The following is a 24,656-nucleotide window of genomic DNA, read 5'->3' on the forward strand; positions in this document are numbered from 1 at the left end:
TTCCAAACGTTACTCACCCATATGCGGCCCTACGACTCACGAACTTGGCCTTGCCTTGGCGGCCCAGCCCACAGCGGCCACGGACTTCCCACCACGAGCTTTTCCCCAAATTCCACGGTTGTCGCAGACGGTTGCAGCGAGCGCTCCGTCAGTGCGCATTTGTGTGTCTCGTCAAACAGCCTAGGAGAGAGAGATGGCTACTGGCACGGTTAAGTGGTTCAATGCCACCAAGGGCTTCGGCTTCATTCAGCCGAGCGATGGCGGCAAGGACGTGTTCGTCCATATCAGCGCCGTCGAGCGTTCGGGCCTGAACGGCCTCAACGAAGGCCAGAAGATCAGCTACGAGATCGCCACCGAGCGTGGCCGTTCCGCAGCCGTCAATCTGAAGGCTGCCGACTGACGGCATGAGAGTAGTCCCGCTCGTCGAACGTCCCGATCTGGTCGAGCAAGTTTCGGCCTGGGGTTTCGCCGAGTGGGGCCATCTCAATCCTGGCCAGACGCTCGAACAGCGCACGGTCAGGGTCCGAGGAAAGATGAACGTCGATCGTGTTCCGATCGCGTTCGTCGCCCTCGATGAGGAAGACCGGATCGCCGGCACTGCCTCGCTTATCTTCGACGACCTTGAAGGAGACCCCCGCAATCCCTGGCTTGCGAGCGTCTTCGTTCCTCCCGAACATCGCAAGAAAGGTATCGCGTCGGCGCTCGTGCGCACCGTCGAGGATGCCGCGCGCCGGTTGGGCTACACACGTCTCTACCTTTTTACGTCTTCGGCCCCGACGCTTTATGCCGGCCTCGGCTGGAGAGCGCTTGAGCTGCGCGACTATCGCGGCGAACATATCCAGGTGATGGATAAGTCGTTGTGAAGGAGTCCGCATGCCGGCCGATCTGCATTACCTGTCGCTCGACGAGGTCGCGCGGCGCCTGAAGGCGCGCAAGCTGTCGTCCGTCGAAGCGACGCAGTCGATGCTCGATCGCGTCGCCAAGGTCGACCCCAAGCTCAAGAGTTATGCGACGCTGACCCCGGAGCGTGCGTTGGCAGATGCGGCGCGTCTCGACGCCGAGACGGCGGCCGGACGATCGCGCGGCGCGCTGCATGGTGTGCCGATTGCGGTGAAGGATCTGTGCAATACGGCAGGTGTAGCCACTGCGGCAGGCATGGCGATCCATCGCGCCAACGTGCCGGCCAAGGATGCCACGGTCGTCGCGCGGCTCAAGGAAGCGGGTGCCGTCATCCTGGGCAAACTGCAGATGACGGAAGGCGCCTATGGCGCACACCATCCCACGATTCCGGCGCCGCTCAATCCCTGGAATGCTGCCTATTGGACGGGCTCTTCCTCGTCGGGCTCAGGTGCTGCGACGGCGGCCGGTCTCTGCTTTGCCTCGCTGGGATCCGATACGGGCGGCTCGATCCGCTTTCCCTCGACGATGAACGGATTGAGCGGTCTCAAGCCGACCTGGGGCAGGGTGAGTCGCGCCGGCGTCTTCCCGCTGGGCGAGTCTCTCGACCATATTGGTCCGATGGCGCGCAGTGCTCTCGACGCCGCGATCGTGTTGGGCGTCATTGCCGGCGCCGATCCGGACGACGCGACGGCGGCAGGGCTGCCGGTGCCCGATTATGCCGCCGCCATCTCAACGGGCGTGAAGGGCAGGCGCATCGGTTTGCCGACGAACCTTCGCAATCTCGACAATGATTCCGAACAGGCAATCGCCGGTGCGGTCGAGGCCTTCAAGAAGGCAGGAGCCACGATTGTCGATGTGACCCTGCCGCAGAGCTTCTTTCAGGCGTCCTACGATTGGGTGCCGCTCTGTGCCGTCGAGGCTGCCGTGGCACATGCCGAGATGTATCCAAAGCATGCCGGCGACTACGGCCCCGTGTTGGCGGGCCTTCTCGATACCGGCCTGAAGCTCTCGGGGCTCGACCTCCAGCGGCTGCTGCTGCGGCGGGCGACGTTGAAGGGCGAGCTCGACAAGCTCCTGGCGTCGGTCGATCTCCTGCTTCTGCCGGTGATGGAGCGGGCTGTCTGGTCGCTCGAGGCCCTGGCTGCAGGCGGCCGCGAGGTCGAGGCCGTTGCCGGCCGGCTGCGTTACACCGCGCCGATGGATATGAGCGGCCATCCCACGCTCACCTTGCCCGGTGGAATGACGCGGGATGCGGTGCCGACCGGCTTCCAGATCGCTGCGCGGGCCTTCGACGAGGCGGCCATCCTGGCGGCCGGCCATGCCTATCAGCAGGTCACGGACTGGCATCTGAAGCGCCCTCCCTCGTGAGACGGTCTTCTCAGAAGACTCTCTGCCCGTGTTGGACGCTGAATCTCCTTTCAATTATAGTGAATGAATCGCCTTGGGGGAGGTGGGGCAAGGCAGTGGGTGCATGAAAATTCTTCGCGATACAAATCTGCGCCTGCGCCCAAGCATCCTGACGCTGTTTGTCCTTCTGACGGTGCCTGTCTTCATCGCGATCGTGGCGGTGAACTATGTTTCGAACGAGAGGATCGCCCGAGACAACGCCGAGAGCCTACTGAAGCGTTTCAACGTCGAGGCGGTCGAAAACATCCAGAACGTCTTCGAGCCCATCAAGTCGCTGGTGCGCAGCGCGGCCGCCGTCGGCAGCGAGCAGCCCGATTTCTTCGAAAGCAAGAGCTCGGTCGCCTATCTCTTCAGCATTCTCCAGCACAGTCAGCGGATCATCAGCGTCTATGTCGGCATGACCGACGGTGCGTTTCGTCAGGCTCGCCAGATCAATCCGGCAGTCGAAATCCAGGGCAAGCTGCCGCCACCCGGTACGCGCTATGCCGAACGCTGGATCGATCCGTCGCTGCGGTCTGCACCTGTCGATCATTATATTTTTCTGGATGCCGAGCGTCGTGAACTGGGCAGCTCGGAGCTGACGACTTCCTACGATCCGCGAGCACGGCTGTGGTATCGGACGGCACAGCAGACAGGTGGGATTTCCGTCAGCGACGTCGACGTCTTCGCGACGCTCGGGCTTGTCGGCTTCACGGTTGGCGCGCCGTTCTATAAGGACGACACGCTGCAGGGCGTAGCCGCCGCCGACATCACGCTCGACGATCTTTCCAACTATCTCGCCGAACGCAAGGTGAGCCCCGGTACGCTCTCCTATATTCTCGATCATCAGGGCCGGGTCATTGCCAACTCCGAGCGCGCCAGGACCTATGCCAGTCATGCCGGTCGCGTGGAGCTGCAGCACATCACCTCGCTGGGCAACGACCTGCCTGCCGTGGCCTTCAGCTTTCGTCCGCGTGGCGACGAACAGATGTTCTCCTTTTCCCACGGCGGCAAGGACTACGTCGCGAGCCTCACGACCTTGCCGCCGTCGTTCGGAAAGAAGTGGCAGCTCTTCGTCGTCTCGCCGCTTTCGGACTTCACCAGCATCTTTGTGGAGCACAACAACAAGCTCTTCGCCTTCGGTCTGATCGCCATCGCACTGCAGATCCTCATCATCTATTTCCTGTCGAGCGTCGTTTCCGCGCCGCTGGAGAAGCTCGCGCGCAAGGTGACGCAGATTCAGGATCTCGGGAGCGGCGAGACCCTGCCCGCGCTGCACTCGCCGATCCGCGAAGTGGCCCTGCTGTCGCGCGCGATCGACACGCTCGACGCCGCAGTGAAGTCCTTTGCCGCGTTCGTGCCCATCGGTCTCGTCCGTGAATTGCTCGATTCCGATCAGAAGCTCGAGCTCGGGGGCCACAGCCGCTTCCTGACCATCTTCTTTTCCGATCTCGAAAGCTTTTCAACCCTGTCCGAGGAACTGCCGTCGCAGGAGCTGCTGCTGCGTGTGTCAGCCTATCTCGAAGTCGTGACCAAGGCCGTCAACGAGGAGCACGGCACCATCGACAAGTTCATCGGCGACGGCGTCATGGCCTTCTGGGGCGCACCGGCTTTGCTCGACGACCATGCGTTGCGCGCTTGCTACTCTGCCCTGCGCATCCGTCAGGCGATGGCTGCACTCAATGCCCGTTGGGAAGCCGAAGGCGGCAAGCCGTTGCGAATCCGCGTCGGCATCCACAGCGATGCCGTCCTGGTCGGCAACATCGGCTCCAAGGAGCGCATGAGTTACACGGTGATAGGCGACGGCGTGAACGTCGCTTCACGCCTCGAAGGCATCAACAAGGAGTACGGCACGCGCATCTGCATCAGTCACTCGGTCTTCAAGGAGGCGGGCGACCAGCTCTGCGTCCGGCCGATCGACGATGTGGTGGTCAAGGGTCGGCGCTCGAAGGTGCCGATCTACGAGCTGGTCGGCGCTTACGGGATCGGCGAAGAGTTCAAGCCCGATGCCGCCACCGAGAAGCTCTGCCGCATGACGCGGGTGGCCTACGAGGCGCTGATTGCCGAAGACTTCGCGCTGGCGCTCGAGCGCTATCGCGCGATCCTGAACGAGTATCCCGACGATACGGTAGCGAACGAGATGGCCAAGCGCCTCGTCGCTACGGAAACCACGCCGCGAGTCCAGCGTCAGATGTCGCGCTGACCGAGAGATGGATCGCCGTTTCATGCTGGATGTTGCCAAGCCTTCCCCTGCCACGATTGCCCTGCGGCCAAGCGAGTACACCGCTGCTCTGATCCAGGTCCTGCGGCGCCGGCCGGAGTGTGTGAGGGGCGCGAAAGTCCTTGAAATGGGATGCGGCAGCGGCGTCGTGCTGGCGGCGCTCGGTGCGATGGGGGCGGGCTCGTTGAGCGGTATCGACATCGAGGGCGAAGCCGTGACCAGCGGCCGGTCGTTGCTGCGCGAACTAGGTCTCGATGCCGAACTTTTCCATGGCGATATGTGGCAGCCCGTCGCCGGTTGTCGCTTCGACCTGGTCGTCGCCAACTTGCCGCACTTTCCGATGGAGCATATCGAAGTGGCGGGCCGTCTTCCGACCTGGAGTTCGGGCGGCGCCGATGGCCGGGAGTTCCTGGATCCCTTCATCGAAGGTCTGGCCGACCATTTTACCGCCAAGGCGCGGGCGGTTCTCACTCACAATGCCTTTGTCGATATCGAGCGTTCGCGCCGCCTCGCGGCACGCCACGGACTCGGGCTCACGATTCTTGCCTCGGTGCTGGTCCATATCGCCAACGAGAAACTCGCGCTGATGACCCCGTCGGTGCTGCTGGCGGAGGAGGGCAAGTCGATCCATCGCTATGGCCCGCATGTCTTCGCCGATTTTCATATCGTGGAGATCTCTCCCCTCGGAACGCAGGACTGAGATGTCCATCCGGCGTGGCCTGCTCCTGGTCTTGGCGTGGCTTGCCTTGTTCGCCGCTCCCGCTGCCCGGGCGGAAACGCCGGATGCGGCGCTGGCGGCGCTGCTCGACGAGGCGCGCGTTGCCGCGGCAGTGCCCGGCGCCTGTAGTCAATCGGGCGTCGACCGCCTCGTCCGGCTCTATTGCACCGGCACGATTCGCATTGGCGTGCGCGAATACTATCCGCTGTTCGGCACGCGCGAGGGCCAGGAACGTATCGGCTATGACGTCGATGTCGGCCGCGCCATGGCCGAGCGTCTTGGCGTCACGCCTGAGTTCAGTCGAGTCAATGCTGCCAGCCGCATCCCGCGGCTGGCGGATGACAAGATCGACCTCACCATCGCCACCATGGGCCACAATGCCCAGCGCGACGATCAGGTGCGATTCATCCGGCCGCACTACTATCAGTCCGAAACGACGATCGTCGGCCCGAAGTCGCTGGAGATCAAGGATTGGTCCGACATCGCCAATCGGACGATCTGCGTCACCGTCGGCAACGGCTCGAATGCACAGATCGTCTCTCATGGCGCGCGCCTGATGCTGTTCGACGAAGCCGGCGTTCTGCCCGACAGGCTGCGCGACGAGATCTGCACCCTGGCAGCACAGGACGACAGCTTCTTCGCCTATTATTTCACCGACCCGGCTTTCACCGCGCGCTTCGACCAGAAGTTCGGGTTCGCCCAGGTGCCCTGGGGGGTGGCCGTTGCCCAGTCTGGTACCGATCGATTGGCAAGGGCGCTGGATCTCATCAGCCAGATATTCCATCGCGATGGCGAGTTCCTGAGGATCGCGAGGGAAAACCATGTCGGTACCGGCTTCCTCGAACGCCAGCGCACGGTCTGGAGCCGGCCGGATTGCAACACGGCCGCAGGCAGCTCCGATCCGGCCTGCGTTCTGCCCGCACTTTCCGCCGTGCTGGAGCCGACGCCCATCGCCGGGCGCGTTGCCGGCTTCGAGACCTGGATAGAAAGGCATACGGGAATTGCCCTGCAGCTCCCGATGTTCAAGACCATGCCGGCGTGGCAGATCTTCAAGGCCGGTATCATCAATTCACTCATCCTGGTGGCCGGTGCGCTGGCAGCGACGCTGCTCTTCGCCCTGATCCTCGGCGCGCTCCAGAGCTCGCGCTCCTTCGTGGCGCGCTGGCCGGCGCGGCTCCTCACCATCATTCTGCAATCCTCGCCGGTCGTACTGACCCTGGTCATCTCCGCCGCCGTGGCCCACGCTCTCTTTCCCTATTCGTCTGCTGTCGCGATCGGGGCGGCCATCGTGGCGCTCGGCCTGATGAACGGCAGCAATGCCGGCCAGGCGATTGCCGAGGCCATGCATTCGCTGCGGACGGAGAAGGGCGGGCCCCCGGCGCCGACGAGCGAGCTGTACGGCCGCGCCGTCAGCCGGTCGGCCACGCAGATCGTGTCGTTCCTGATCAACGCGGCGAAGGGTACGCCCATCGCGAGCTTCATCGGTGCGCCGGAACTGCTCAGCGCCCTGACCGACATCACCTCCTTCGCCAGCGGCCGGGCCAGCACCTATTCGCTGCTGCTGGTGTTCTACATCGCCGTCGTGATCGTCGTGGTCTGGCTCTGCGGCAAGCTGCGACTCTGGCTCGAACGCCGTCAGGTGGCAGCATGAGCCGCATCTCGCCCGATTTCCTGCCGCAACTCCTGGCCGGCATGGTGGTCAACTTCGAGATCGCGGCGATTGCGCTCGTGATCGGCCTTGCCGTTGGCGGCCTGCTCACCTGGGCGAAGCTGGGCGGCGGCGTGGTGGGCGCGCTTGCCACGACGCTCATCGGCTTGATGCGGGCAGCGCCGACCTTCGTCGTGATGTTCTTCCTGCTGAACATCATCCCGTCCGATGCAAGCCTGTTCGGCATCAATGTCGCGCCGTCCGGCGTCATGACGGTCGCCCTGTCGCTGGTGCCCTATGCCGCGGCCTATGTTGCCGACAATGGAAGCGAGGCCCTGAAGCAGCTTCGCGACGGCTCGCCGCTCGGTGCCTTGCTCTTCCTGCCGAATGTCACGCGCGCCTATTTCGTGCTCGTGATGTCGTCCAGTGCCGGTGCAGCCATCGGTGTCAGCGAGGGAATTGCGGTGATCCTGCGCGAGGCCGAGCGGATGCCGACGCTTGGTGACAAGATGGTGTTGTTTGCCATCGGCATCGTCTGCTTCGGCATCACGCTGCAGGCGGGTTTTGCTCTGATGCGGCTGTTGCAGCATTGGCTCGGCCACCTCGCATTGCGCGGTCGTCAGGGCTAGGCTGCCGGGATGAGCAATGATCTGCAGTATGCGTCCGTCTTTCGTCCCGGCCTGTTCGCCGGCCGCACCATCCTCGTCACCGGCGGAGGTTCCGGCCTGGGGCGGTGTGCTGCACATGAACTGAAATCACTCGGCGCGCGGCTGGCGATCGCGGGCCGCACCCAGGAGAAGCTCGATCGGGTGAAAGAGGAGCTGGGCGATCCTGACACCTTCACCTTCGCTGCCGATCTCAGGCGCGAGGAGGAGGTCAAGGCCATGGTCGATAGTGTGCTGGCCTGGAGCGGCGGGCGCATCGACGGGCTGGTGAACAACGCTGGCGGCCAGTTTCCGGCCCAGCTCAAGGACATCTCGCTGAATGGCTGGAATGCCGTGGTAAACAACAACATGACCGCGACCTTCCTGGTCTCCAAGGCGGTCTATCTCGGCTCGATGGAAAAGCACGGCGGCGCCATCGTGAATGTCGGCGCCGATTTCGAACTGGGCAATCCCGGCATGGGCCACAATGGTGCCGCGCGCGCCGGCCAGACCAACTTCACCTATACGGCCTCGGTCGAATGGGCCCATTCCGGCGTGCGCGTGAACTCCGTGCTGCCAGGTTTCATCGCTTCTTCGGGCTTGGACCGCTATCCCGAACGCGCGCACAACGTGCTGCGCGGGGTCAAGAGCCGCGTGCCGTTGAAGCGGCATGGCACGGAGTCGGAGATCGCCGCGGCCATCGTCTATCTGCTGAGCGATGCCGCCGCCTATGTTACCGGCACGTCGCTGCGCGTAGACGGCGGCCTGCACAATGCCGGCAAGTCGAGCTTCTACGAAGTGCCGGATCACGACCGGTCCAAACCGTTCAACGGCTTTCCGCTCTATCGTCCGCCAAAGGTGCTGGAGTAGTCTCTGTGCGCCTTTATCGGGCCCTGAACCAACCGGAGGACACGATGCGTATTGGCCGATTTGTCGCTGCCTTGTCTGTCGTCTGCACCCTGGGCGTTGCTGCCTCGCTTCCGGCCCACGCCCAGACCGCCAAGGCGGCGCTGAAGGACGCCGGCGGCAAGGACGTGGGCACGGTCCAGCTCATCCAGACACCACATGGTGTGCTGCTCAAGATGGCACTGAAGGGCGTTGCCCCCGGCGAGCATGCCTTCCACATCCACGCTGTCGGCAAGTGCGAGCCGCCCTTCACCAGCGCCGGCGGCCACTTCAATCCGGCCAACAAGAAGCACGGGATGGAAGCCAAGGAAGGCTCGCACGCCGGCGACATGCCGAACCTCTATGTACCGGCCAACGGTCAGCTGACGGTCGATGTGGCCAATCACATGGTCACCTTGGCCAAGGGGCAGCCGAACTCGGTGTTCGATGCGGACGGCTCGGCCATCATCATTCACGCTGGTGCCGACGACTATAAAACCGATCCGACGGGCAATGCCGGGGATCGCATCGCCTGTGGCGTGATCACCGAGTAGCTGTCGCTTTCTAAAGCCAAGGACTGGAGTCGATAGAATGGATTTGGCCCGTTTCCCGCGTCGTCGTTACACGCATGCGCCCACGCCGATAGAGCTGCTGCCGCATTTTACCAAGGCGCTGGCGGCGAGCTGCCCGGGGGGCGTTGGTCCCGAGATATGGATCAAGCGCGACGATCTGCTGGGCCTCTTCCCTGGCGGCAACAAGACCCGCAAGCTCGAGTTCCTGGCGGCGGATGCGCTGGCGCAGGGCGCCGACACGCTGATCACTTGCGGCGCCCCCCAGTCCAACCATTGCCGCATCACGCTCTCGGCCGCGGTCAAGGAGGGGTTGAAGTGCCGCTTCGTGATCGAGGAGCGCGTGCCCGGCAGTTACAAGAAGGAAGCTGGCGGCAACAACTTCATGTTCGAACTGATGGGCGTCGAGGCCATCACCGTGGTGCCCGGCGGTTCGGACATGGCGGCGGCGATGTCGAAGGTGGCGCAGGAAGTCGCCTCCCTCGGCCGCAAGGGCTACATCATCCCCGGCGGCGGCTCCAACGCCATCGGTGGCCTGGGCTATGTCGCCTGCGTGCAGGAGATGCAGCAGCAGTGGCTCGACATGGGCCTGGCGCTCGACGCCGTGGTGGTGGGCTCCGGCAGCTCGGGCACGCACGGCGGCATGGTGGCGGGCTTCTTCGGCAACAGCATCAAGATCCCGCTGATCGGCATCGGCGTCAGCCGCGATCCGGCCGACCAGGAGCCGCTGGTTCACAAGGAAGCGCAGGCCGTGGCCGATCTTCTCGGCATCGGCAAGGTGCCGCGCGAGGCGGTGAAGAGCTTCGGTGGCTACTGGCAGCCGAAATACTCGGTGCCCAATGCGAAGATGGTGGAAGCTGTCCAGATGCTGGCGCGCACCGAGGGCATCCTGCTCGACCCCGTCTATACCGGGAAGATCATGGCGGGCCTGATCGGTCTGGCCCGCCAGGGTCACTTCAAGCCGAATGCCAAGGTGCTGTTCATGCACACCGGCGGCCTGCCCTCGCTCCATGTCTACGAGGACGTGGTGCTCGGGCGCACGGTGCTGAACGACTGACCGGCTATTCGACCTTGGCGCCGGACGCCTTGATGATCGGCGCCAACTTCTTCTCGTCGTTGGCGCGATAGGCGGCCGTATCCTGGGGGGACAGCCACATGTTGGTGGCGCCCTGCTGCTCGAACGCCTTCTTCACGGTCGGTGTATCGAGTGCCTTCTTGGTGAGGGCCGAGAGTTTCTCGACCATCGCCGGCGGCAGGTTGGCCGGACCGCAGACGCCGCCCCAGGAGCTGATCTCGAAGCCAGGCAGGAACTCGGCGATCGTCGGCTTGTCGGGCACGGCGGGGTGCCGCTCCTTGGACGTCACGGCGATGCCTTTTACCTTGCCACCCTTCATCAGGCCGAGCGGCCCGGGGATGTTGTCGAACATCATGTCGACCTGGCCCGCCAGAATGTCCTGATGGGCGGGCGCACTGCCCTTGTAGGGCACGTGCAGGATATTGACGCCGGCCATCTGCTTGAACATCTCGCCGGTCAGATGCGGGCTGGTGCCGGCCCCTGAAGAGGCGAAGGAGTACTTGCCCGGATTGGCCTTGGCGAGTGCGATCAGCTCGGGAATGGTGTTCGCCGGGAAGTCGAGCCGCGTCATGAGGAAGTTCGGCACCGACCAGAGCATGGCGATGCCGGTGAAGTCCTTGGCCGCGTCGAACGGCAGCTTGGCGTAGAGCGTCGGCGAGATCGCGTGTGCGGCGATCGTGTAGAGCCCGATTGTGTAGCCGTCGGGCGCGGACTTGGCGATCACGTCGGCGCCGATGTTGCCGCCGGAGCCGGCTCTGTTCTCGATGATGAACTGCTGGCCGGTCAGTTCCGAAAGCTGGGCACAGACGATACGCGAGAGCGTGTCGGTCGGCCCACCTGGCGGGAAGACCACGATGTAACGAACCGGCTTGTTCGGCCAGTCATCGGCCGCCCGTGCGATGCCGGATGCGACCATGGGGGCGGCGAGCAGACCACCCGACAGGGCGAGCGCGCGCCGGCGACGCAGAAACAACTTTGCCATCTTGAATGAGCCTCCACTGCTTTATAGTTGAGGTCATCCTATATGAATCGGGCTCCGCCGGTAAATTACCGCTGAGAGGGCGTGAAGTGAGCCACGAGCTGGTGGGCGTCGCCGGGATAGAGCAGGCGCACGTGCGTGATCGGCAGTTTGCCGCGCCAGGTTCGTCGCTCGACGACGAGGCAGGGCGTGCCTTGTGGAACCCCAAGCTGCAAAGCCTCGACGCGGCTCGCCGCGGTGGCGCGGATGCGGTGTTCGGCTTCGGTCCAAGGCACCGTGTCGAGCAGCCATCGGCCCGGCGAGATTTCCGCGAAGCTTTCCGCTTCGGCTTCCGGCACCGCCTTGAGATTGATCAGACGCTCTTCCAGGCAGAAGACCTTGCGCCGCGCAAAGTGACGGCAGGAAATCTCCAAGAGGCGACCGGATATCTTGGCTCCCAGGAAGTCGCTGTCGCGGCGGTCGCTGCGTCGCGCAGTCCGGGAAATCATCTCGAAGCGATAGGGTTGGCCGAGCGCCAGCACCTCGGCCTTGATGTCGTGGATTTCCAGAACGGCTGCCTGCGAACTCGGCTGCCGCACGAACGTGCCGGCCTTGCGCCGCCGCTCGACGAGGCCGGCATTGGCGAGCTGGGTCAGCACTTTGGCGACCGTCATGCGCGAGCAGTCGTAGGCTGCCGCCAGCTCGTGCTCGGTGGCGATGCGGGCGCCCGGCGCCAAGGCACCGGACAGGATGCGGCCCTCGATGTCGCCGAGAATCCTCTGATGAAGCGACGCTGTCGTACCCGCCTTGTCGGACATCCGCGTCATGCGTCCCGCAGCATGCGGGCAAGCGTCTGCCGATAGTGCCGGCCGATCTCCTCGCGCTGCACATGCCGGCCGCCAGCCACCAGCTTGCGGCCGGCGCGCCAGACACAATCCACGAGACTGTGACGACCGGCAAAGATCCAGGCGTCGAGCCATTGGTCGTGGCGTCGATGCACGAGGGCATTGTCGCCGGCTAGCAGGCTGACGAGATCGGCCGGTGCGCCGACGGCGATGCCGCTTGCTGCTCCAAGAGCCTGGCTGCCACCGGCGAGAGCGCCCTCGAACAGGCGGCGTCCGGTCGACGGTGCCGAGGCGCTGGCGAGCGCATTGCGCGAGCGCAGGACGAGCCGTTGCCCATACTCCAGAAGCCGTAACTCTTCGGCGGCGTCGATCAGGACGTTGGAATCCGAGCCGACGCCGAACCGGCCGCCTTTGTCGAGGAAGCGGCGGGCGGGAAAGATTCCATCGCCGAGATTGGCCTCCGTAATCGGGCAAAGTCCCGCCACGGCCCTGCGTGAGATCATGCCGTCGACTTCGTCGTCGGTGACATGCGTGGCGTGAACAAGACACCAGTGCTCGTCGACAGGCAGACGATCGAACAGCAGCTCGACCGGGCGCTTGCCGCTCCAGGCCAGGCAGTCCTCGACCTCCTTGGTCTGTTCGGCGATGTGGATGTGTACCGGACCGCCGGCCCCCAGCGGCAGGATCTCCGCGATCTCCTCCGGCGTGGCCGCCCGCAGACTATGCGGCGCGATCCCGATGATGGCGTCCGGCAAGGAGGAAACGGCCCGCCGGCTGGCCTCGATCAGACGACCGTACTGATCGACGTCGTTGACGAACCGGCGCTGACCGGGCGCGGCAGGCTGTCCGCCGAAACCGGCATGGGCGTAGAAGACCGGGAGCAGGGTGAGCGCGATGCCTGTTGCCGCCGCGGCCGCGGCGACCCTCGACGCGAGTTCGGCGATATCGCTGTAGGGCGTGCCGCGGGTGTCGTGGTGGACGTAGTGAAACTCGCCGACGCGCGTAAACCCGCCTTCGAGCATCTCCAGGAAAGCCTGGGCCGCAATGGCCTCGACATCGTCGGGCTCCATTCGGTCGACGAAGCGGTACATCGCCTCGCGCCAGGTCCAGAAGCTGTCCTCGTTACTATCAAGGCGGGGGCCGCGTTGCTCGGTGAAACCCGCCATGCCGCGCTGGAAGGCATGACTGTGCAGGTTGGGCAGGCCGGGCAGGCCGATTTCATGGCGCTCGTCGCCCGACTCTGCCGGTGCGTTGCGTGTAATGGCCTCGACACGGCCGTCGGCCAGGGTGAGCCGCACATTGTCGGCCCAGCCCTCGGGCAACAGCAGCGAATGGAACCACAGGCCGGTTCTGGACATGTGATTATGTATAGTCATAATAATGGCACCATGCAATGTGACCGGCTCTGGAAGAACGCCCGACTTGCCACCCTGGAAGGGGAAGGGCTCGGCCTCGTCGAGGGCGGGCTGATCGCCGCGCGCGAGGGCCGCATCGTCTATGCCGGGTCCGCCGCAGGGGCGCCGTCGTTCGAGGCTGCGGAAGCCGTCGATTGCGAAGGCCGCTGGATCACGCCGGGCCTGGTCGATTGCCACACGCACATCGTCTATGGCGGCAACCGCGCGCATGAATTCGAGTTGCGGTTGGCCGGCGCAAGCTACGAGGAGATCGCGCGTGCCGGCGGCGGCATCGTGTCGACGATGCGCGCCACCCGTCAGGCGAGCGAAGAGGATCTTGTCCGCAGTGCGCTGCCGCGGGTCGATGCTCTCCTGCGCGAGGGCGTGACCACTCTCGAAATCAAATCGGGCTATGGGCTGGATCTCGCCGCCGAGGAAAAATCGCTGCGTGCCGCCCGCCGCATCGGCGAACTGCGGCCAGTGGCGGTGACGACGACCTTTCTCGGCGCGCATGCGCTGCCGCCGGAAGCGAACGGCGACAAGGATGCCTACATCGCCAAAGTCTGCGACGAGATGCTGCCAGCCGTAGCGCGGGCCGGTTTGGCCGATGCCGTCGACGGCTTCTGCGAAGGCATTGCTTTCACGCCGGAGCAGATCGGCCGCGTCTTCGAGGTGGCGAAGGCGCATGGCCTTCGCGTGAAACTGCACGCCGAACAGCTCTCCAATCTGGGCGGTGCAAAGCTTGCGGCACGCTACGGCGCTCTGTCGGCGGATCATCTGGAGCATGTGGACGAGGCGGGAGTCGAGGCTCTGGCGCAGGCCGGTACCGTCGCCGTGTTGCTGCCGGGCGCCTTCTACTTCGTGCGCGAATCCCACAAGCCGCCGGTCGAGCTGCTGCGCCGCCATGGCGTGAAGCTCGCCATCGCGTCGGACAGCAACCCCGGCACCTCGCCGCTCACCTCGTTGCTGCTGGCGATGAACATGGCGGCGACCCTGTTCCGTCTCACCGTCGATGAGTGCCTGGCCGGCGTGACGCGCGAAGCGGCGCGGGCGCTGGGCCGCCTCGATACGGTCGGCACGCTGGAGCCGGGCAAGTGGTGCGATCTTGCGATCTGGGACATCGAGCGTCCCGCCGAGCTGGTTTACCGCATGGGCTTCAACCCGTTGCATGTGCGTGTCTGGAGGGGCCGATGAAGCCAGTCGTCCTGTCGCCGGGTGAAGTCCCGCTCTCGGTCTGGCGCGATGTCTATCGTGGCGCCGATGTCTCGCTCGATCCTGCGGCCCTGCCGGCAGTCTCGAAGTCGGCGCAGGCGATCTCCGCCATCCTCGCCAAGGGCCAGCCGGTCTATGGCATCAACACGGGCTTCGGAAAGCTCGCCAGCGTACGCATCGAGACTGCCGATCTCGCGGCCCTGCAGCGCAATATCGTGCTCTCGCATGCCGCAGGAATCGGCGAGCCGATGCCGGTTCCCGTGGCGCGACTCATGATGGCGCTGAAGCTCGCGAGCCTTGCACAGGGTGCTTCGGGTGTGCGTGGTGCCACGATCCGTATGCTTGAGCGATTGCTGGCCAAGGGATTGACGCCGGTCGTGCCCCGCCAGGGCTCGGTTGGCGCTTCCGGCGACTTGGCGCCGCTCGCCCATATGAGCGCGGCTATGATCGGTGTCGGCTCCTTCTTCGTCGGCGATAAGGTCGTGCCGGCTGCCGAAGCGCTTTCCGACGCGGGCCTTGCCCCCTTGCAACTCGGTCCGAAAGAGGGGCTGGCCCTGCTGAACGGCACGCAGTTCTCGACGGCCTATGCACTGGCCGGCCTCTTCGAGGCGGAAAATCTGTTTGCCGCCGCGCTGGTGACGGGGGCTCTGTCTACCGACGCCGCGCGAGGCTCCGATGCGCCGTTCGATGCGCGCATCCATCGCCTGCGCCGTCACAGGGGCCAGATCGACGCCGCCGAAGCATTGCGCCGTCTCATGTCCGGCTCGGCCATTCGTGCCTCGCATCTCGTGGGCGACGAGCGCATTCAGGATCCTTACTGCCTGCGCTGCCAGCCGCAGGTCATGGGCGCCGTGCTCGATCTGCTTGGACAGGCTGCGGCGACGCTCGAAACCGAGGCCAACGGCGTCACCGACAATCCGCTGATCTTCGCCGACACGATGGAAGCGCTGTCGGGTGGCAACTTCCACGCCGAGCCCGTGGCGTTTGCAGCCGACATCATCGCCATGGCGATCTGCGAGATCGGCTCGCTGGCCGAACGCCGCATTGCCATGCTGGTCGACCCGGCGCTGTCGGGCCTGCCGGCGTTCCTGACGCCGCGGCCTGGCCTCAACTCGGGCTTCATGATCCCGCAGGTCACGGCGGCGGCACTCACCTCGGAGAACAAGCAGCGCGCCTATCCCGCCAGCGTCGATTCCATCCCGACTTCCGCCAACCAGGAGGACCATGTCTCGATGGCCGCGCACGGTGCGCGCCGCCTGCTCGATATGGCAGAGAATGGTTGCGCCATTGTCGGTATCGAGCTTCTGGCTGCAGCACAAGGCTGCGACTTCCATCGTCCGTTGGCGTCGAGCCCGCCGCTCGAAGCGGTGCGGACCCTGCTGCGCCGCGACGTGCCGCATCTCGAGGACGACCGCCATTTCCATCCCGACCTGGAGAAAGCCAAGGCGCTGGTCGCCGGAGGCGCCGTGGTCAAAGCCGTCGGTGACGGCTTCCTGCCAGTATTGAATCGAAAGGGAACAGCATGACCCGCATCGATAACGCCCGCGTCGTCCGCGCGCCGCGCGGCACCGAGATTTCGGCCAAGAGTTGGCTGACCGAAGCGCCGCTGCGCATGTTGATGAACAACCTCGATCCCGACGTGGCCGAGAAGCCCGGCGAACTGGTCGTCTATGGCGGCATCGGCAGGGCGGCGCGCGACTGGGGCAGCTTCGACCGCATCGTCGAGTCGCTGCGCAAGTTGAACGCCGACGAGACGTTGCTCGTGCAGTCCGGCAAGCCGGTCGGCGTGTTCCGCACGCACGCCGATGCGCCGCGCGTGCTGATCGCCAACTCCAACCTCGTGCCGCGCTGGGCGACTTGGGAGCATTTCAACGAGCTCGATCGCAAGGGCCTGATGATGTACGGCCAGATGACGGCCGGCTCCTGGATCTATATCGGCAGCCAGGGCATCGTTCAGGGCACCTACGAAACATTCGTCGAGATGGCGCGCCAGCACTACAACGGCAGCCTTGCCGGCCGCTGGATCCTGACCGCAGGCCTGGGCGGCATGGGCGGCGCGCAAACGCTGGCGGCCACCATGGCCGGCGCCTCCTGCCTGGCCGTCGAATGCCGGCCGAGCAGCATCGAGTTCCGCCTGCGCACCGGCTATGTCGACGTGCAGGCCAAGGATCTCGACGATGCACTGGCGATCATCGCGAAGGCGACGGCGGAGAAGAAAGCGGTCTCCGTCGCGCTCCTCGGCAATGCCGCCGAGGTACTGCCCGAGCTGCTGCGTCGCGGCGTGCGCCCGGATTGCCTGACCGACCAGACGTCCGCACACGATCCGGTCAACGGCTACCTGCCCAAGGGCTGGACGCTTGCCGAATGGGAAGCCAAGCGCGCCAGCGATCCCGCCGCCGTCACCAAGGCGGCTAAGCAGTCGATGGCTGGCCATGTGCGCGCGATGCTGGAGTTCCACAAGCTCGGCGTGCCGACGGTCGACTACGGCAACAACATCCGCCAGATGGCGCTGGAAGAGGGTGTGGCCGACGCCTTCAGCTTTCCGGGTTTCGTGCCGGCCTATATCCGCCCGTTGTTCTGCCGCGGCATCGGCCCGTTCCGCTGGGCCGCGCTCTCGGGCGATCCCGAGGACATCTTCAAGACCGACGCCAAGGTCAAGGAACTGCTTCCCGACAACAAGCATCTCCACACCTGGCTCGACATGGCCAAGACGCGCATCAAGTTCCAGGGCCTGCCGGCGCGTATCTGCTGGGTGGGATTGGGCGATCGCCATCGGCTCGGTCTCGCCTTCAACGAGATGGTGGCCAAGGGTGAACTGAAGGCGCCGATCGTGATCGGCCGCGACCACCTCGATTCAGGCTCGGTCGCCAGCCCCAATCGCGAGACCGAAAGCATGCGCGACGGCACCGATGCGGTGTCGGACTGGCCGCTGCTGAACGCGCTGCTCAACTGCGCCTCGGGCGCAACCTGGGTGTCGCTGCACCATGGCGGCGGCGTCGGCATGGGCTTCTCCCAGCATGCCGGCATGGTGATCGTGTGCGACGGCACGCCGGAGGCGGCCAAGCGCCTGGAGCGCGTTCTGTGGAACGACCCGGCCACCGGCGTGATGCGTCACGCCGATGCGGGTTACGAGGACGCGATCGCCTGCGCCCGCGAGAAGGGACTCAATCTGCCGAGCCTCTAGCGCTCGGCGAAGGCCTTCTCGACGACGAAGTCGCCGGCCTCGCCGTGATTGCCCTCGACGAAGTGCTGGTCGAGCAGCAGTTGCTTGGTGTCGGCAAGCAGAGCCGGGCTGCCGCAGATCATGACGCGGTCGTGCGCCGGATCCAGCGTCGGCAGCGCGATCTCGCTGAACAGCTTGCCCGAGGTGATCAGGTCGGTGATGCGGCCGCGGTTGCGGAACGGATCCCGCGTCACCGTCGGGAAATAGATGAGCTGGTTCCGCACCATCTCGCCGATCAGGTCGTCCTTGGGCAGGCGTTCGGTGATCAGCTCGCCGTAGGCGAGCTCGGCGACGCGGCGGCAGCCGTGCAGCAGCACGACCTTCTCGAAGCGTTCGTAGGTCGCGGGATCCTTGATGACGCTCAGGAACGGCGCCAGGCCGGTGCCGGTGCCGATCAGGTAGAGATTGCGGCCGTCCTTGAGGTTGTCGATCACCAGCGTGCCGGTGGCCTTGCGGCCGACGATGACATTGTCGCCGGTCCTGAGGTGCTGCAGGCGCGAGGTGAGGGGGCCGTCCGCCACCTTGATCGAGAAGAATTCGAGATTCTCCTCGTAGTTGGCGCTGGCGACGCTGTAGGCACGCAGCAGCGGCTTCTCGCCGAGCGCGAGGCCCATCATGGTGAACTCGCCATTGCGGAACCTGAACGAAGGGTCACGCGTGGTCGTGAAGCTGAACAGCGTGTCGGTCCAGTGATGAACGTCGAGCACCCGTTCCTGGGTGAAGTTGGCCATAATCGTTCGTACACAAACGACGTGGCTGCATCAAGGCGGCTTATCTCAACTTGAAAAGTAGGGATTTCAGGGTTTCCCGCTCGGCCGGGGTGAGCGGCGCCAGCGTGTCCTCGGTGGCCTGGAAGGCGCCAGAAACCGCCTGGTCGACCTTGGCCTGTCCCGCCGGCGTCAGCGCGACCAGCAGCCGGCGGCCATCGTCCGGGTCGGCGCTGGTCTTGGTCAATCCGCGCGCGGAAAGCCGGTCGATCACGCCCTTGATCGTGGCCACGTCCATGGCCGTCCGTCGGCCAAGCTGATTCTGCGAGCAGGTGCCGACTTCGGCAAGCTTGGAGAGCGCCGCCCATTGCGTCGGCGTGAGATCGCCGTCCATCAGCCCGTCGAAGATGGCGACATGACGCTGCACGACCTGGCGCAGAATGAAACCGATCTGCTCGTCCAGAACGTAGCGGCGGCGTGACGCTCGGCGGCTCATGGAAATATTCTCCAACACAGGGGCCGGCAGCAATATGACGACCGAACCCGGCCGTGTGAAAGCAAGAACAGATCGGCGTGCGGACCTGTATGATCGAACCGGCGGTTGATGCGCGAGGTGGCCATGTCTCAGTCCATGTCCGAACCAGGGCCTTTGTCGTTCCATGTGCCCGCGCCGGCAGTGCGGCCCGGCGGCACGCCGGATTTCAGCGACGTGAAGATTTCGCGCGCCGGCGAAGTGCGGCGGCCGGACGTCGACGTCGCGCCCGCAGACATCCGCGATCTCGCCTTCCAGATCATCCGGGTGCTGGACCGCAACAGCGAAGCGGTCGGCCCCTGGGCCGGTCTGCTGAGCGACCAGGAGTTGCTCGAAGGCTTGCGCCACATGATGACGCTGCGTGCCTTCGATGCCCGCATGCAGATGGCGCAGCGCCAGGGCAAGACCTCGTTCTACATGCAGCACCTGGGGGAGGAGGCGGTGAGCTGCGCCTTCCGCAAGGCACTCGAGCCCGGCGACATGAACTTCCCGACCTACCGTCAGGCGGGCCTTTTGATTGCCGGCGACTACCCCATGCTCGACATGATGAATCAGATCTATTCCAACGAGCTCGACCCGATGAAAGGGCGGCAGTTGCCGGTGATGTATTCGTCGCGCGAGCATGGCTTCTTCTCGATCTCGGGCAACCTCGCGACCCAGTACATCCAGGCAGTCGGCTGGGCGATGGCGTCGGCGATGAAGCGCGACACACGGATCGCCGCCGGCTGGATCGGCGACGGCTCGACCGCCGAATCCGACTTCCATGCCGCGCTGGTCTTCGCCTCGACCTACAAGGCGCCGGTCGTGCTCAACATCGTCAACAATCAATGGGCGATTTCGACCTTTCAGGGCATCGCCCGCGGCGGCGCCGGCACCTTCGCTGCGCGCGGCCTGGGCTTCGGCATTCCGGCGTTGCGGGTCGACGGCAACGACTATCCGGCGGTGCATGCTGTGGCCAAGTGGGCCGTCGAGCGGGCGCGCCGCAACCTCGGTCCGACCGTGATCGAATACGTGACCTATCGCGTCGGCGCGCATTCGAGTTCGGACGATCCCTCGGCTTACCGGCCCAAGACCGAGTCCGATGCGTGGCCGCTCGGCGATCCCGTGCTGCGATTGAAGAACCACCTGATCCACCGCGGCGCCTGGTCGGAGGATCGCCACAAGCAGGCCGAGGCCGAAGTGATGGCGGCCGTCATTGCGGCCCAGAAGGAAGCAGAAACGCACGGCACGTTGCACACTGGGCCGCATCCTTCAGCTCGCGACATGTTTGAGGGCGTCTACGAACAGATGCCGCCGCACCTGCGGCGACAGCGCCAGCAGGGCGGAGTCTAGACCATGCCGCGCAAGACCATGGTCGAGGCGATCCGCGACGCAATGGATGTCGCCATGCAGCGCGACGACAATGTCGTCGTCTTCGGTGAGGACGTTGGTTACTTCGGCGGTGTCTTCCGTTGCACGCAGGGCCTTCAGCAGAAGTTCGGCTCCAGCCGGTGCTTCGATGCGCCGATCAGTGAGTCCGGCATCGTCGGTGCGGCCGTTGGCATGGCCGCCTACGGGCTGCGGCCCTGCGTCGAGATCCAGTTCGCCGATTACATGTATCCAGCCTACGACCAGATCGTGTCGGAAGCGGCGCGGCTACGCTATCGCTCGAACGGCCAGTTCACAGCACCGCTGGTCGTGCGCATGCCGACGGGCGGCGGCATCTTCGGCGGCCAGACCCACAGCCAGAGCCCGGAAGCGCTGTTCACCCATGTCGCCGGCCTCAAGACCGTCGTGCCGTCCAATCCCTACGACGCGAAGGGGCTGCTGATCGCCGCCATCGAGGACAACGATCCGGTGATCTTCCTTGAACCCAAGCGCCTCTATAACGGCCCGTTCGACGGCCATCACGATAGGCCCGTGACGCCGTGGGCGCGCCATCCTCAAGGCGAAGTCCCCGACGGCCACTACACCGTGCCCCTGGGCAAGGCCGCGATCCGTCGCGAAGGCAGCGCGGTGACGGTGCTGGCCTACGGCACCATGGTTTTCGTCGCGGAAGCGGCGGCGTCCGAAGCCGGTATCGATGCCGAAGTCATCGACCTGCGCACGCTCGTGCCCTACGACCTCGAGACAATCGTCGCCTCGGTGAACAAGACCGGACGCTGCGTGATCGTGCACGAGGCGACATTGACGTCGGGCTTCGGCGCCGAGCTGAGCGCACTGGTGCAGGAAAATTGCTTCTACCATCTCGAAGCGCCCGTCACGCGCGTGGCCGGGTGGGATACGCCCTATCCGCATGCGCAGGAGTGGGACTACTTCCCGGGACCGGCGCGGGTCGGCCGCGCCCTCAAGGCCGTGATGGAGGCCTGAGATGGGAATCCGCATCGTCAAGCTGCCCGATGTCGGCGAGGGCGTGGCTGAGGCCGAGGTCGTCGAGTGGCACGTCGCGGTCGGCCAGTCGGTGCTGGAGGACCAGATCCTTGCGGCCGTCATGACCGACAAGGCAACCGTCGAGATCCCGTCGCCGGTTGCCGGCACGGTGGTGGCGCTGGGCGCCGAGGTCGGCGGTGTGCTGGCCGTTGGGGCTGAATTGATCCGGCTCGAAGTGGCCGGCGAGGGCAATGCCGAAGTCGCCGCCGCGCCGCGCGAAGCCGCCGCCGCACCGCCGCCCGCGCAACCGCTTGCAGCGGCGCCGGCGCCGAAGCTGCCGGTACCGCCGCCAGCCTCACCGACTGTTGAGCCCGCCTCGGCGCCCCTGCCGACAAGCCGCGCGCCGATGGGACCGCCACGTCCGCCGGGTGAGAAGCCGATCGCCTCGCCGGCTGTACGACGCCGTGCCCGCGATGCCGGGGTCGATCTGCGTCAGGTCCGCGGTACGGGCCCGGCGGGCCGTATCGGCCATGACGATCTCGACGCCTATCTGCGCGTCGGCACGACGTCGGCAAAGGCGGTGCGTTCGGCAAACACCGAGGTCACGACCGTCAAGGTCATCGGCCTGCGCCGGCGCATCGCGCAGAAGATGGCGGAGGCCAAGCGTCGGGTTGCGCACTTCTCCTATGTCGAGGAGATCGACGTCACGGCGCTCGAAGAGCTGCGCGCGTCGTTGAATGCCGAACACCGGCAGGACCGTCCGCGCCTGACCCTGATGCCGTTCCTCATGCAGGCCCTGGTCAAAGCCGTCGCCGATTTCCCCGAGATGAACGCGCTGTATGACGACGAGGCGGAAACCATCGAGCGGCATGGCGGTGTGCATATCGGCATTGCCACGCAAACGCCGTCCGGCTTGATGGTGCCTGTGGTTCGCCACTGCGAGTCGCTCGACCTCTGGGAGTGCGCGGCCGAAGTGCAGCGACTCGCCGAGGCTGCTCGCGAAGGCCGCGCGACCCGGGCCGAGCTGGCCGGCTCCACCATCACCATCACCAGTCTCGGCGCTCTGGGGGGGATCGTCACGACTCCGGTAGTCAACCGGCCCGAGGTGGCGATCATCGGCGTCAACCGGCAGGTCGTGCGGCCGGTGTGGCAAGGCTCTCAGTTCGTGCCGCGAACCATGATGAACCTGTCGTCGTCGTTCGATCACCGCGTCATCGACGGCTATGTCGCCGCTCGTTTCGTCCAGCGCATCAAGAGCCTGCTCGAAACGCCGGCGACCCTTTTTCTAGAGGCGTGAGATGGCCGAGATAACAGCCAAGGTACTGGTCGTCGGTGGCGGGCCCGGAGGCTACGTCGCCGCTATTCGCGCGGGCCAGCTCGGCCTCGATACCGTGCTGGTCGAGCAGGGCGGTGCCGAAGGCGGGCTGGGCGGCACCTGCCTGAATGTCGGCTGCATCCCCTCCAAGGCCGTCATTCATGCTGCCGACGCCTATCATCGCGCCGTCGAACAGACGGCCGTCACGCCCTTCGGCCTGCGTGTCGAACACCCGGCGATTGACTTCGCACGGACGGTCGAGTGGAAGGACGGCATCGTTGGCCGTTTGACCAGCGGCGTCGGTGCATTGTTGAAGCGGCACAAGGTCAAGATCGTGCAGGGGCACGCCGAGCTGGTGGACGGCAAAACCTGCAAGGTCGAGACCGATACGGGACCGCAAACCATACGTGCTGAGCATGTGATTCTGGCAACGGGTTCGGTAACAGCGCCGCTGCCGCCGCTGCCGTTCGGCGGCAAGGTTATTTCTTCGACCGAAGCGCTGTCGCTGCAGACTATTCCCAAGCGTCTCGTCGTGGTTGGCGCCGGCTATATCGGTCTCGAACTCGGAACTGCCTTCGCTAAACTCGACGCCAAGGTGACAATCGTCGAGGCCGAGGATCGCATCCTGCCGGCCTACGATACCGAGCTGGTGCGGCCGGTCGCCAGGCGCCTCCAGGCGCTGGGCGTTGACATCCTTCTGCGCGCACGCGCGTCGGGCCTCGCTGAAGATGGCGGCTCGGTGCTGATCGAAGACGGAAGCGGATCGAAACGCAGCCTGCCGGCCGACCGCATCCTCGTCGCCACCGGCCGACGCGCCCGGCTGGAGGGCTTCGGCCTGGAGCGGCTCGACCTCACGATGAACGGCCGCTTCGTCGCCGTCGACGAGCGCTGCGCCACGTCGATGCGCAATGTCTGGGCGGTGGGCGATATCACCGGCGAGCCGATGCTGGCGCATCGCGCGATGGCGCAGGGCGCCGTGGTCGCCGAGGTTATCGCCGGCCATCGCCGCGTTTTCGACAGCGCCGTGATTCCGGCTGTCTGCTTCACCGACCCCGAAATCGTCACCGTCGGCCTCTCGCCGGAGGCCGCGCGTCAGGCTGGGCGCGAGGTGCGCGTCGCCAGTTTCCCGTTCCAGGCCAACGGCCGCGCCCTGACGTTGGGGGCCGAGGATGGCTTTGTGCGCGTGACGGCGCGTGCCGACAATCACCTGGTCCTTGGCATTGCGGCGGTCGGTGCCGGCGTATCGGAACTTGCTGGCAGTTTTGCCCTCGCGCTTGAGATGGGTGCGCGTCTGGAAGACATCGGCGGCACCATCCACGCGCATCCGACCTTGGGCGAGGCTTTCCATGAAGCCAGCCTGCGGGCGCTCGGCGAGGCACTTCACATCTAGCATCGTCATGACTTTTTCCTTCGTCGGACGCTGCGCGCGGACTGGAAGGCTCGGCGCCGCCGTCACAACCTCCTCGATCGCGGTCGGCTCGCGGTGCCAGCACGCGCGAGCGGGCGTCGGTGCCGCCTTGACCCAGCACCGCACCGATCCACGGCTAGGGCCGCTTGCTCTCGATCTGCTGGCACGTGGTTTCACCGCCGACGAAGCCATGAAGGCCATCGTCGCGGCAACGCCCTATCGCAACTGGCGTCAGCTCGCCGTGATCGACGCCGCCGGTCGTACTGCGGTCTATTCCGGCGCCCATGTTCGTGGCGAGCGTGCCGAGGCCCAGGGCCGGGGTTGCGCCGCCATCGCCAACATCGTCCGGTCCGAGACGATCCCTCGCACCATGGTCGAGAGGTTCGAGCGCTCTCGGATCGCCCGTTGGCGCAACGCCTCGTCGAAGCACTTGCAGCCGGCGAAGCTGCTGGTGGCGAACGAGTGCCGGTGATGTCGGCGGCGCTGATCGTGGTTGATAAGGAGTCTTTCCCCTATGTCGAGCTCCGTGTCGACGATCACCTTACGCCGATCGTGGAGCTTTCCCGTCTCCGGTCGCTCTATCAGACCGAGGCCGATGCCTACGTGACGCGCACCGTCGATCCCGAGCAGGCATCACCACCTCCCAACATGGCCCGCTAGGCGCACG

General features: G+C 65.4%; 22 protein-coding genes and 1 pseudogene. 18 read left to right on the top strand and 5 right to left on the bottom strand.

What is annotated here, in order from left to right; genetic code table 11:
* The first annotated feature begins 193 nt into the window (after positions 1-193).
* The 10 genes from BN60_RS01005 to cuyA all read left to right on the top strand — a co-directional run bounded on the left by BN60_RS01005 (position 194) and on the right by cuyA (position 10,028).
* Entirely contained in the window at positions 194-400 is a 207-nt protein-coding gene (locus tag BN60_RS01005) for a cold-shock protein (protein ID WP_020694107.1), read from the top strand.
* A gap of 133 nt (positions 401-533) precedes the next feature.
* Complete coding sequence (locus tag BN60_RS01010; protein WP_215905874.1) at positions 534-863, top strand: GNAT family N-acetyltransferase; 330 nt, start codon at positions 534-536, stop codon at positions 861-863.
* Between the two features lie 10 nt (positions 864-873).
* Positions 874-2,268 carry an amidase gene (locus BN60_RS01015; protein ID WP_020694109.1) on the top strand — a complete coding sequence of 465 codons (1,395 nt, stop codon included), beginning with the start codon at positions 874-876 and terminating at the stop codon, positions 2,266-2,268.
* Positions 2,269-2,371: 103 nt separating this feature from the next.
* A complete protein-coding gene (locus BN60_RS01020) occupies positions 2,372-4,489 on the top strand; it encodes an adenylate/guanylate cyclase domain-containing protein (RefSeq protein ID WP_020694110.1) in 2,118 nt (705 codons plus the stop codon).
* Positions 4,490-4,511: 22 nt separating this feature from the next.
* Positions 4,512-5,207 (top strand): methyltransferase domain-containing protein, encoded by a 696-nt coding sequence (locus BN60_RS28455; protein ID WP_215905875.1) that lies wholly within the window; start codon positions 4,512-4,514, stop codon positions 5,205-5,207.
* A 1-nt stretch (position 5,208) separates the two neighbouring features.
* Entirely contained in the window at positions 5,209-6,876 is a 1,668-nt protein-coding gene (locus BN60_RS01030) for a transporter substrate-binding domain-containing protein (RefSeq protein ID WP_020694112.1), read from the top strand.
* A complete protein-coding gene (locus BN60_RS01035) occupies positions 6,873-7,502 on the top strand; it encodes an ABC transporter permease (RefSeq protein ID WP_020694113.1) in 630 nt (209 codons plus the stop codon). The genes BN60_RS01030 and BN60_RS01035 overlap by 4 nt, the downstream gene beginning before the upstream one ends.
* Positions 7,503-7,511: 9 nt before the next feature.
* Positions 7,512-8,387: an SDR family oxidoreductase gene (locus BN60_RS01040; protein ID WP_020694114.1), complete on the top strand. Its 876-nt coding sequence runs from the start codon at positions 7,512-7,514 to the stop codon at positions 8,385-8,387.
* Between the two features lie 44 nt (positions 8,388-8,431).
* Positions 8,432-8,956 (top strand): superoxide dismutase family protein, encoded by a 525-nt coding sequence (locus BN60_RS01045; protein WP_020694115.1) that lies wholly within the window; start codon positions 8,432-8,434, stop codon positions 8,954-8,956.
* Between the two features lie 37 nt (positions 8,957-8,993).
* Positions 8,994-10,028 carry a D-cysteate sulfo-lyase gene (gene cuyA / locus BN60_RS01050; RefSeq protein WP_020694116.1) on the top strand — a complete coding sequence of 345 codons (1,035 nt, stop codon included), beginning with the start codon at positions 8,994-8,996 and terminating at the stop codon, positions 10,026-10,028.
* Between the two features lie 4 nt (positions 10,029-10,032).
* Here cuyA and BN60_RS01055 read toward each other — a convergent pair whose 3' ends face one another.
* The 3 genes from BN60_RS01055 to BN60_RS01065 form a co-directional block, all read right to left on the bottom strand.
* Positions 10,033-11,028 (bottom strand): Bug family tripartite tricarboxylate transporter substrate binding protein, encoded by a 996-nt coding sequence (locus BN60_RS01055; RefSeq protein WP_020694117.1) that lies wholly within the window; start codon positions 11,026-11,028, stop codon positions 10,033-10,035.
* Positions 11,029-11,093: 65 nt separating this feature from the next.
* On the bottom strand, positions 11,094-11,831 hold the full coding sequence (gene hutC / locus BN60_RS01060) for a histidine utilization transcriptional repressor HutC (RefSeq protein ID WP_020694118.1): 738 nt from the start codon (positions 11,829-11,831) through the stop codon (positions 11,094-11,096).
* Complete coding sequence (locus tag BN60_RS01065; RefSeq protein ID WP_020694119.1) at positions 11,828-13,207, bottom strand: formimidoylglutamate deiminase; 1,380 nt, start codon at positions 13,205-13,207, stop codon at positions 11,828-11,830. The genes hutC and BN60_RS01065 overlap by 4 nt, the downstream gene beginning before the upstream one ends.
* 30 nt (positions 13,208-13,237) lie before the next feature.
* On the opposite strand from BN60_RS01065, the gene hutI reads away from it, so the two are divergent.
* Genes hutI through hutU form a run of 3 tightly spaced genes read left to right on the top strand, consistent with a single transcriptional unit; the run spans position 13,238 to position 17,639 of the window.
* Positions 13,238-14,437: an imidazolonepropionase gene (gene hutI, locus BN60_RS01070; protein WP_020694120.1), complete on the top strand. Its 1,200-nt coding sequence runs from the start codon at positions 13,238-13,240 to the stop codon at positions 14,435-14,437.
* On the top strand, positions 14,434-15,981 hold the full coding sequence (hutH, locus tag BN60_RS01075; protein WP_020694121.1) for a histidine ammonia-lyase: 1,548 nt from the start codon (positions 14,434-14,436) through the stop codon (positions 15,979-15,981). Before hutI ends, hutH begins: the two co-directional genes overlap by 4 nt.
* Entirely contained in the window at positions 15,978-17,639 is a 1,662-nt protein-coding gene (gene hutU / locus BN60_RS01080; protein WP_020694122.1) for a urocanate hydratase, read from the top strand. The genes hutH and hutU overlap by 4 nt, the downstream gene beginning before the upstream one ends.
* Here the strand turns inward: hutU and BN60_RS01085 are convergent.
* Positions 17,636-18,409 carry a ferredoxin--NADP reductase gene (locus tag BN60_RS01085; protein WP_020694123.1) on the bottom strand — a complete coding sequence of 258 codons (774 nt, stop codon included), beginning with the start codon at positions 18,407-18,409 and terminating at the stop codon, positions 17,636-17,638. The genes hutU and BN60_RS01085 overlap by 4 nt on opposite strands.
* Before the next feature lie 40 nt (positions 18,410-18,449).
* Positions 18,450-18,881: a MarR family winged helix-turn-helix transcriptional regulator gene (locus BN60_RS01090; protein ID WP_020694124.1), complete on the bottom strand. Its 432-nt coding sequence runs from the start codon at positions 18,879-18,881 to the stop codon at positions 18,450-18,452.
* A 135-nt stretch (positions 18,882-19,016) separates the two neighbouring features.
* On the opposite strand from BN60_RS01090, the gene BN60_RS01095 reads away from it, so the two are divergent.
* The 5 genes and pseudogenes from BN60_RS01095 to BN60_RS01115 all read left to right on the top strand — a co-directional run bounded on the left by BN60_RS01095 (position 19,017) and on the right by BN60_RS01115 (position 24,649).
* Positions 19,017-20,249, top strand: coding sequence for a 3-methyl-2-oxobutanoate dehydrogenase (2-methylpropanoyl-transferring) subunit alpha (locus BN60_RS01095; protein ID WP_043283526.1), 1,233 nt, complete (start codon positions 19,017-19,019; stop codon positions 20,247-20,249).
* Positions 20,250-20,252: 3 nt separating this feature from the next.
* On the top strand, positions 20,253-21,266 hold the full coding sequence (locus BN60_RS01100) for an alpha-ketoacid dehydrogenase subunit beta (protein ID WP_020694126.1): 1,014 nt from the start codon (positions 20,253-20,255) through the stop codon (positions 21,264-21,266).
* Position 21,267: 1 nt separating this feature from the next.
* Positions 21,268-22,563, top strand: a complete 1,296-nt coding sequence (locus tag BN60_RS01105) for a dihydrolipoamide acetyltransferase family protein (protein WP_020694127.1) — start codon at positions 21,268-21,270, stop codon at positions 22,561-22,563.
* 1 nt (position 22,564) lies between these two features.
* A complete protein-coding gene (gene lpdA / locus BN60_RS01110; protein ID WP_020694128.1) occupies positions 22,565-23,971 on the top strand; it encodes a dihydrolipoyl dehydrogenase in 1,407 nt (468 codons plus the stop codon).
* Between the two features lie 7 nt (positions 23,972-23,978).
* Positions 23,979-24,649: pseudogene (locus BN60_RS01115) on the top strand (DUF1028 domain-containing protein).
* The last annotated feature ends 7 nt before the right edge of the window (positions 24,650-24,656 follow it).

It is taken from the genome of Reyranella massiliensis 521 (assembly GCF_000312425.1).
Classification (GTDB): domain Bacteria; phylum Pseudomonadota; class Alphaproteobacteria; order Reyranellales; family Reyranellaceae; genus Reyranella; species Reyranella massiliensis.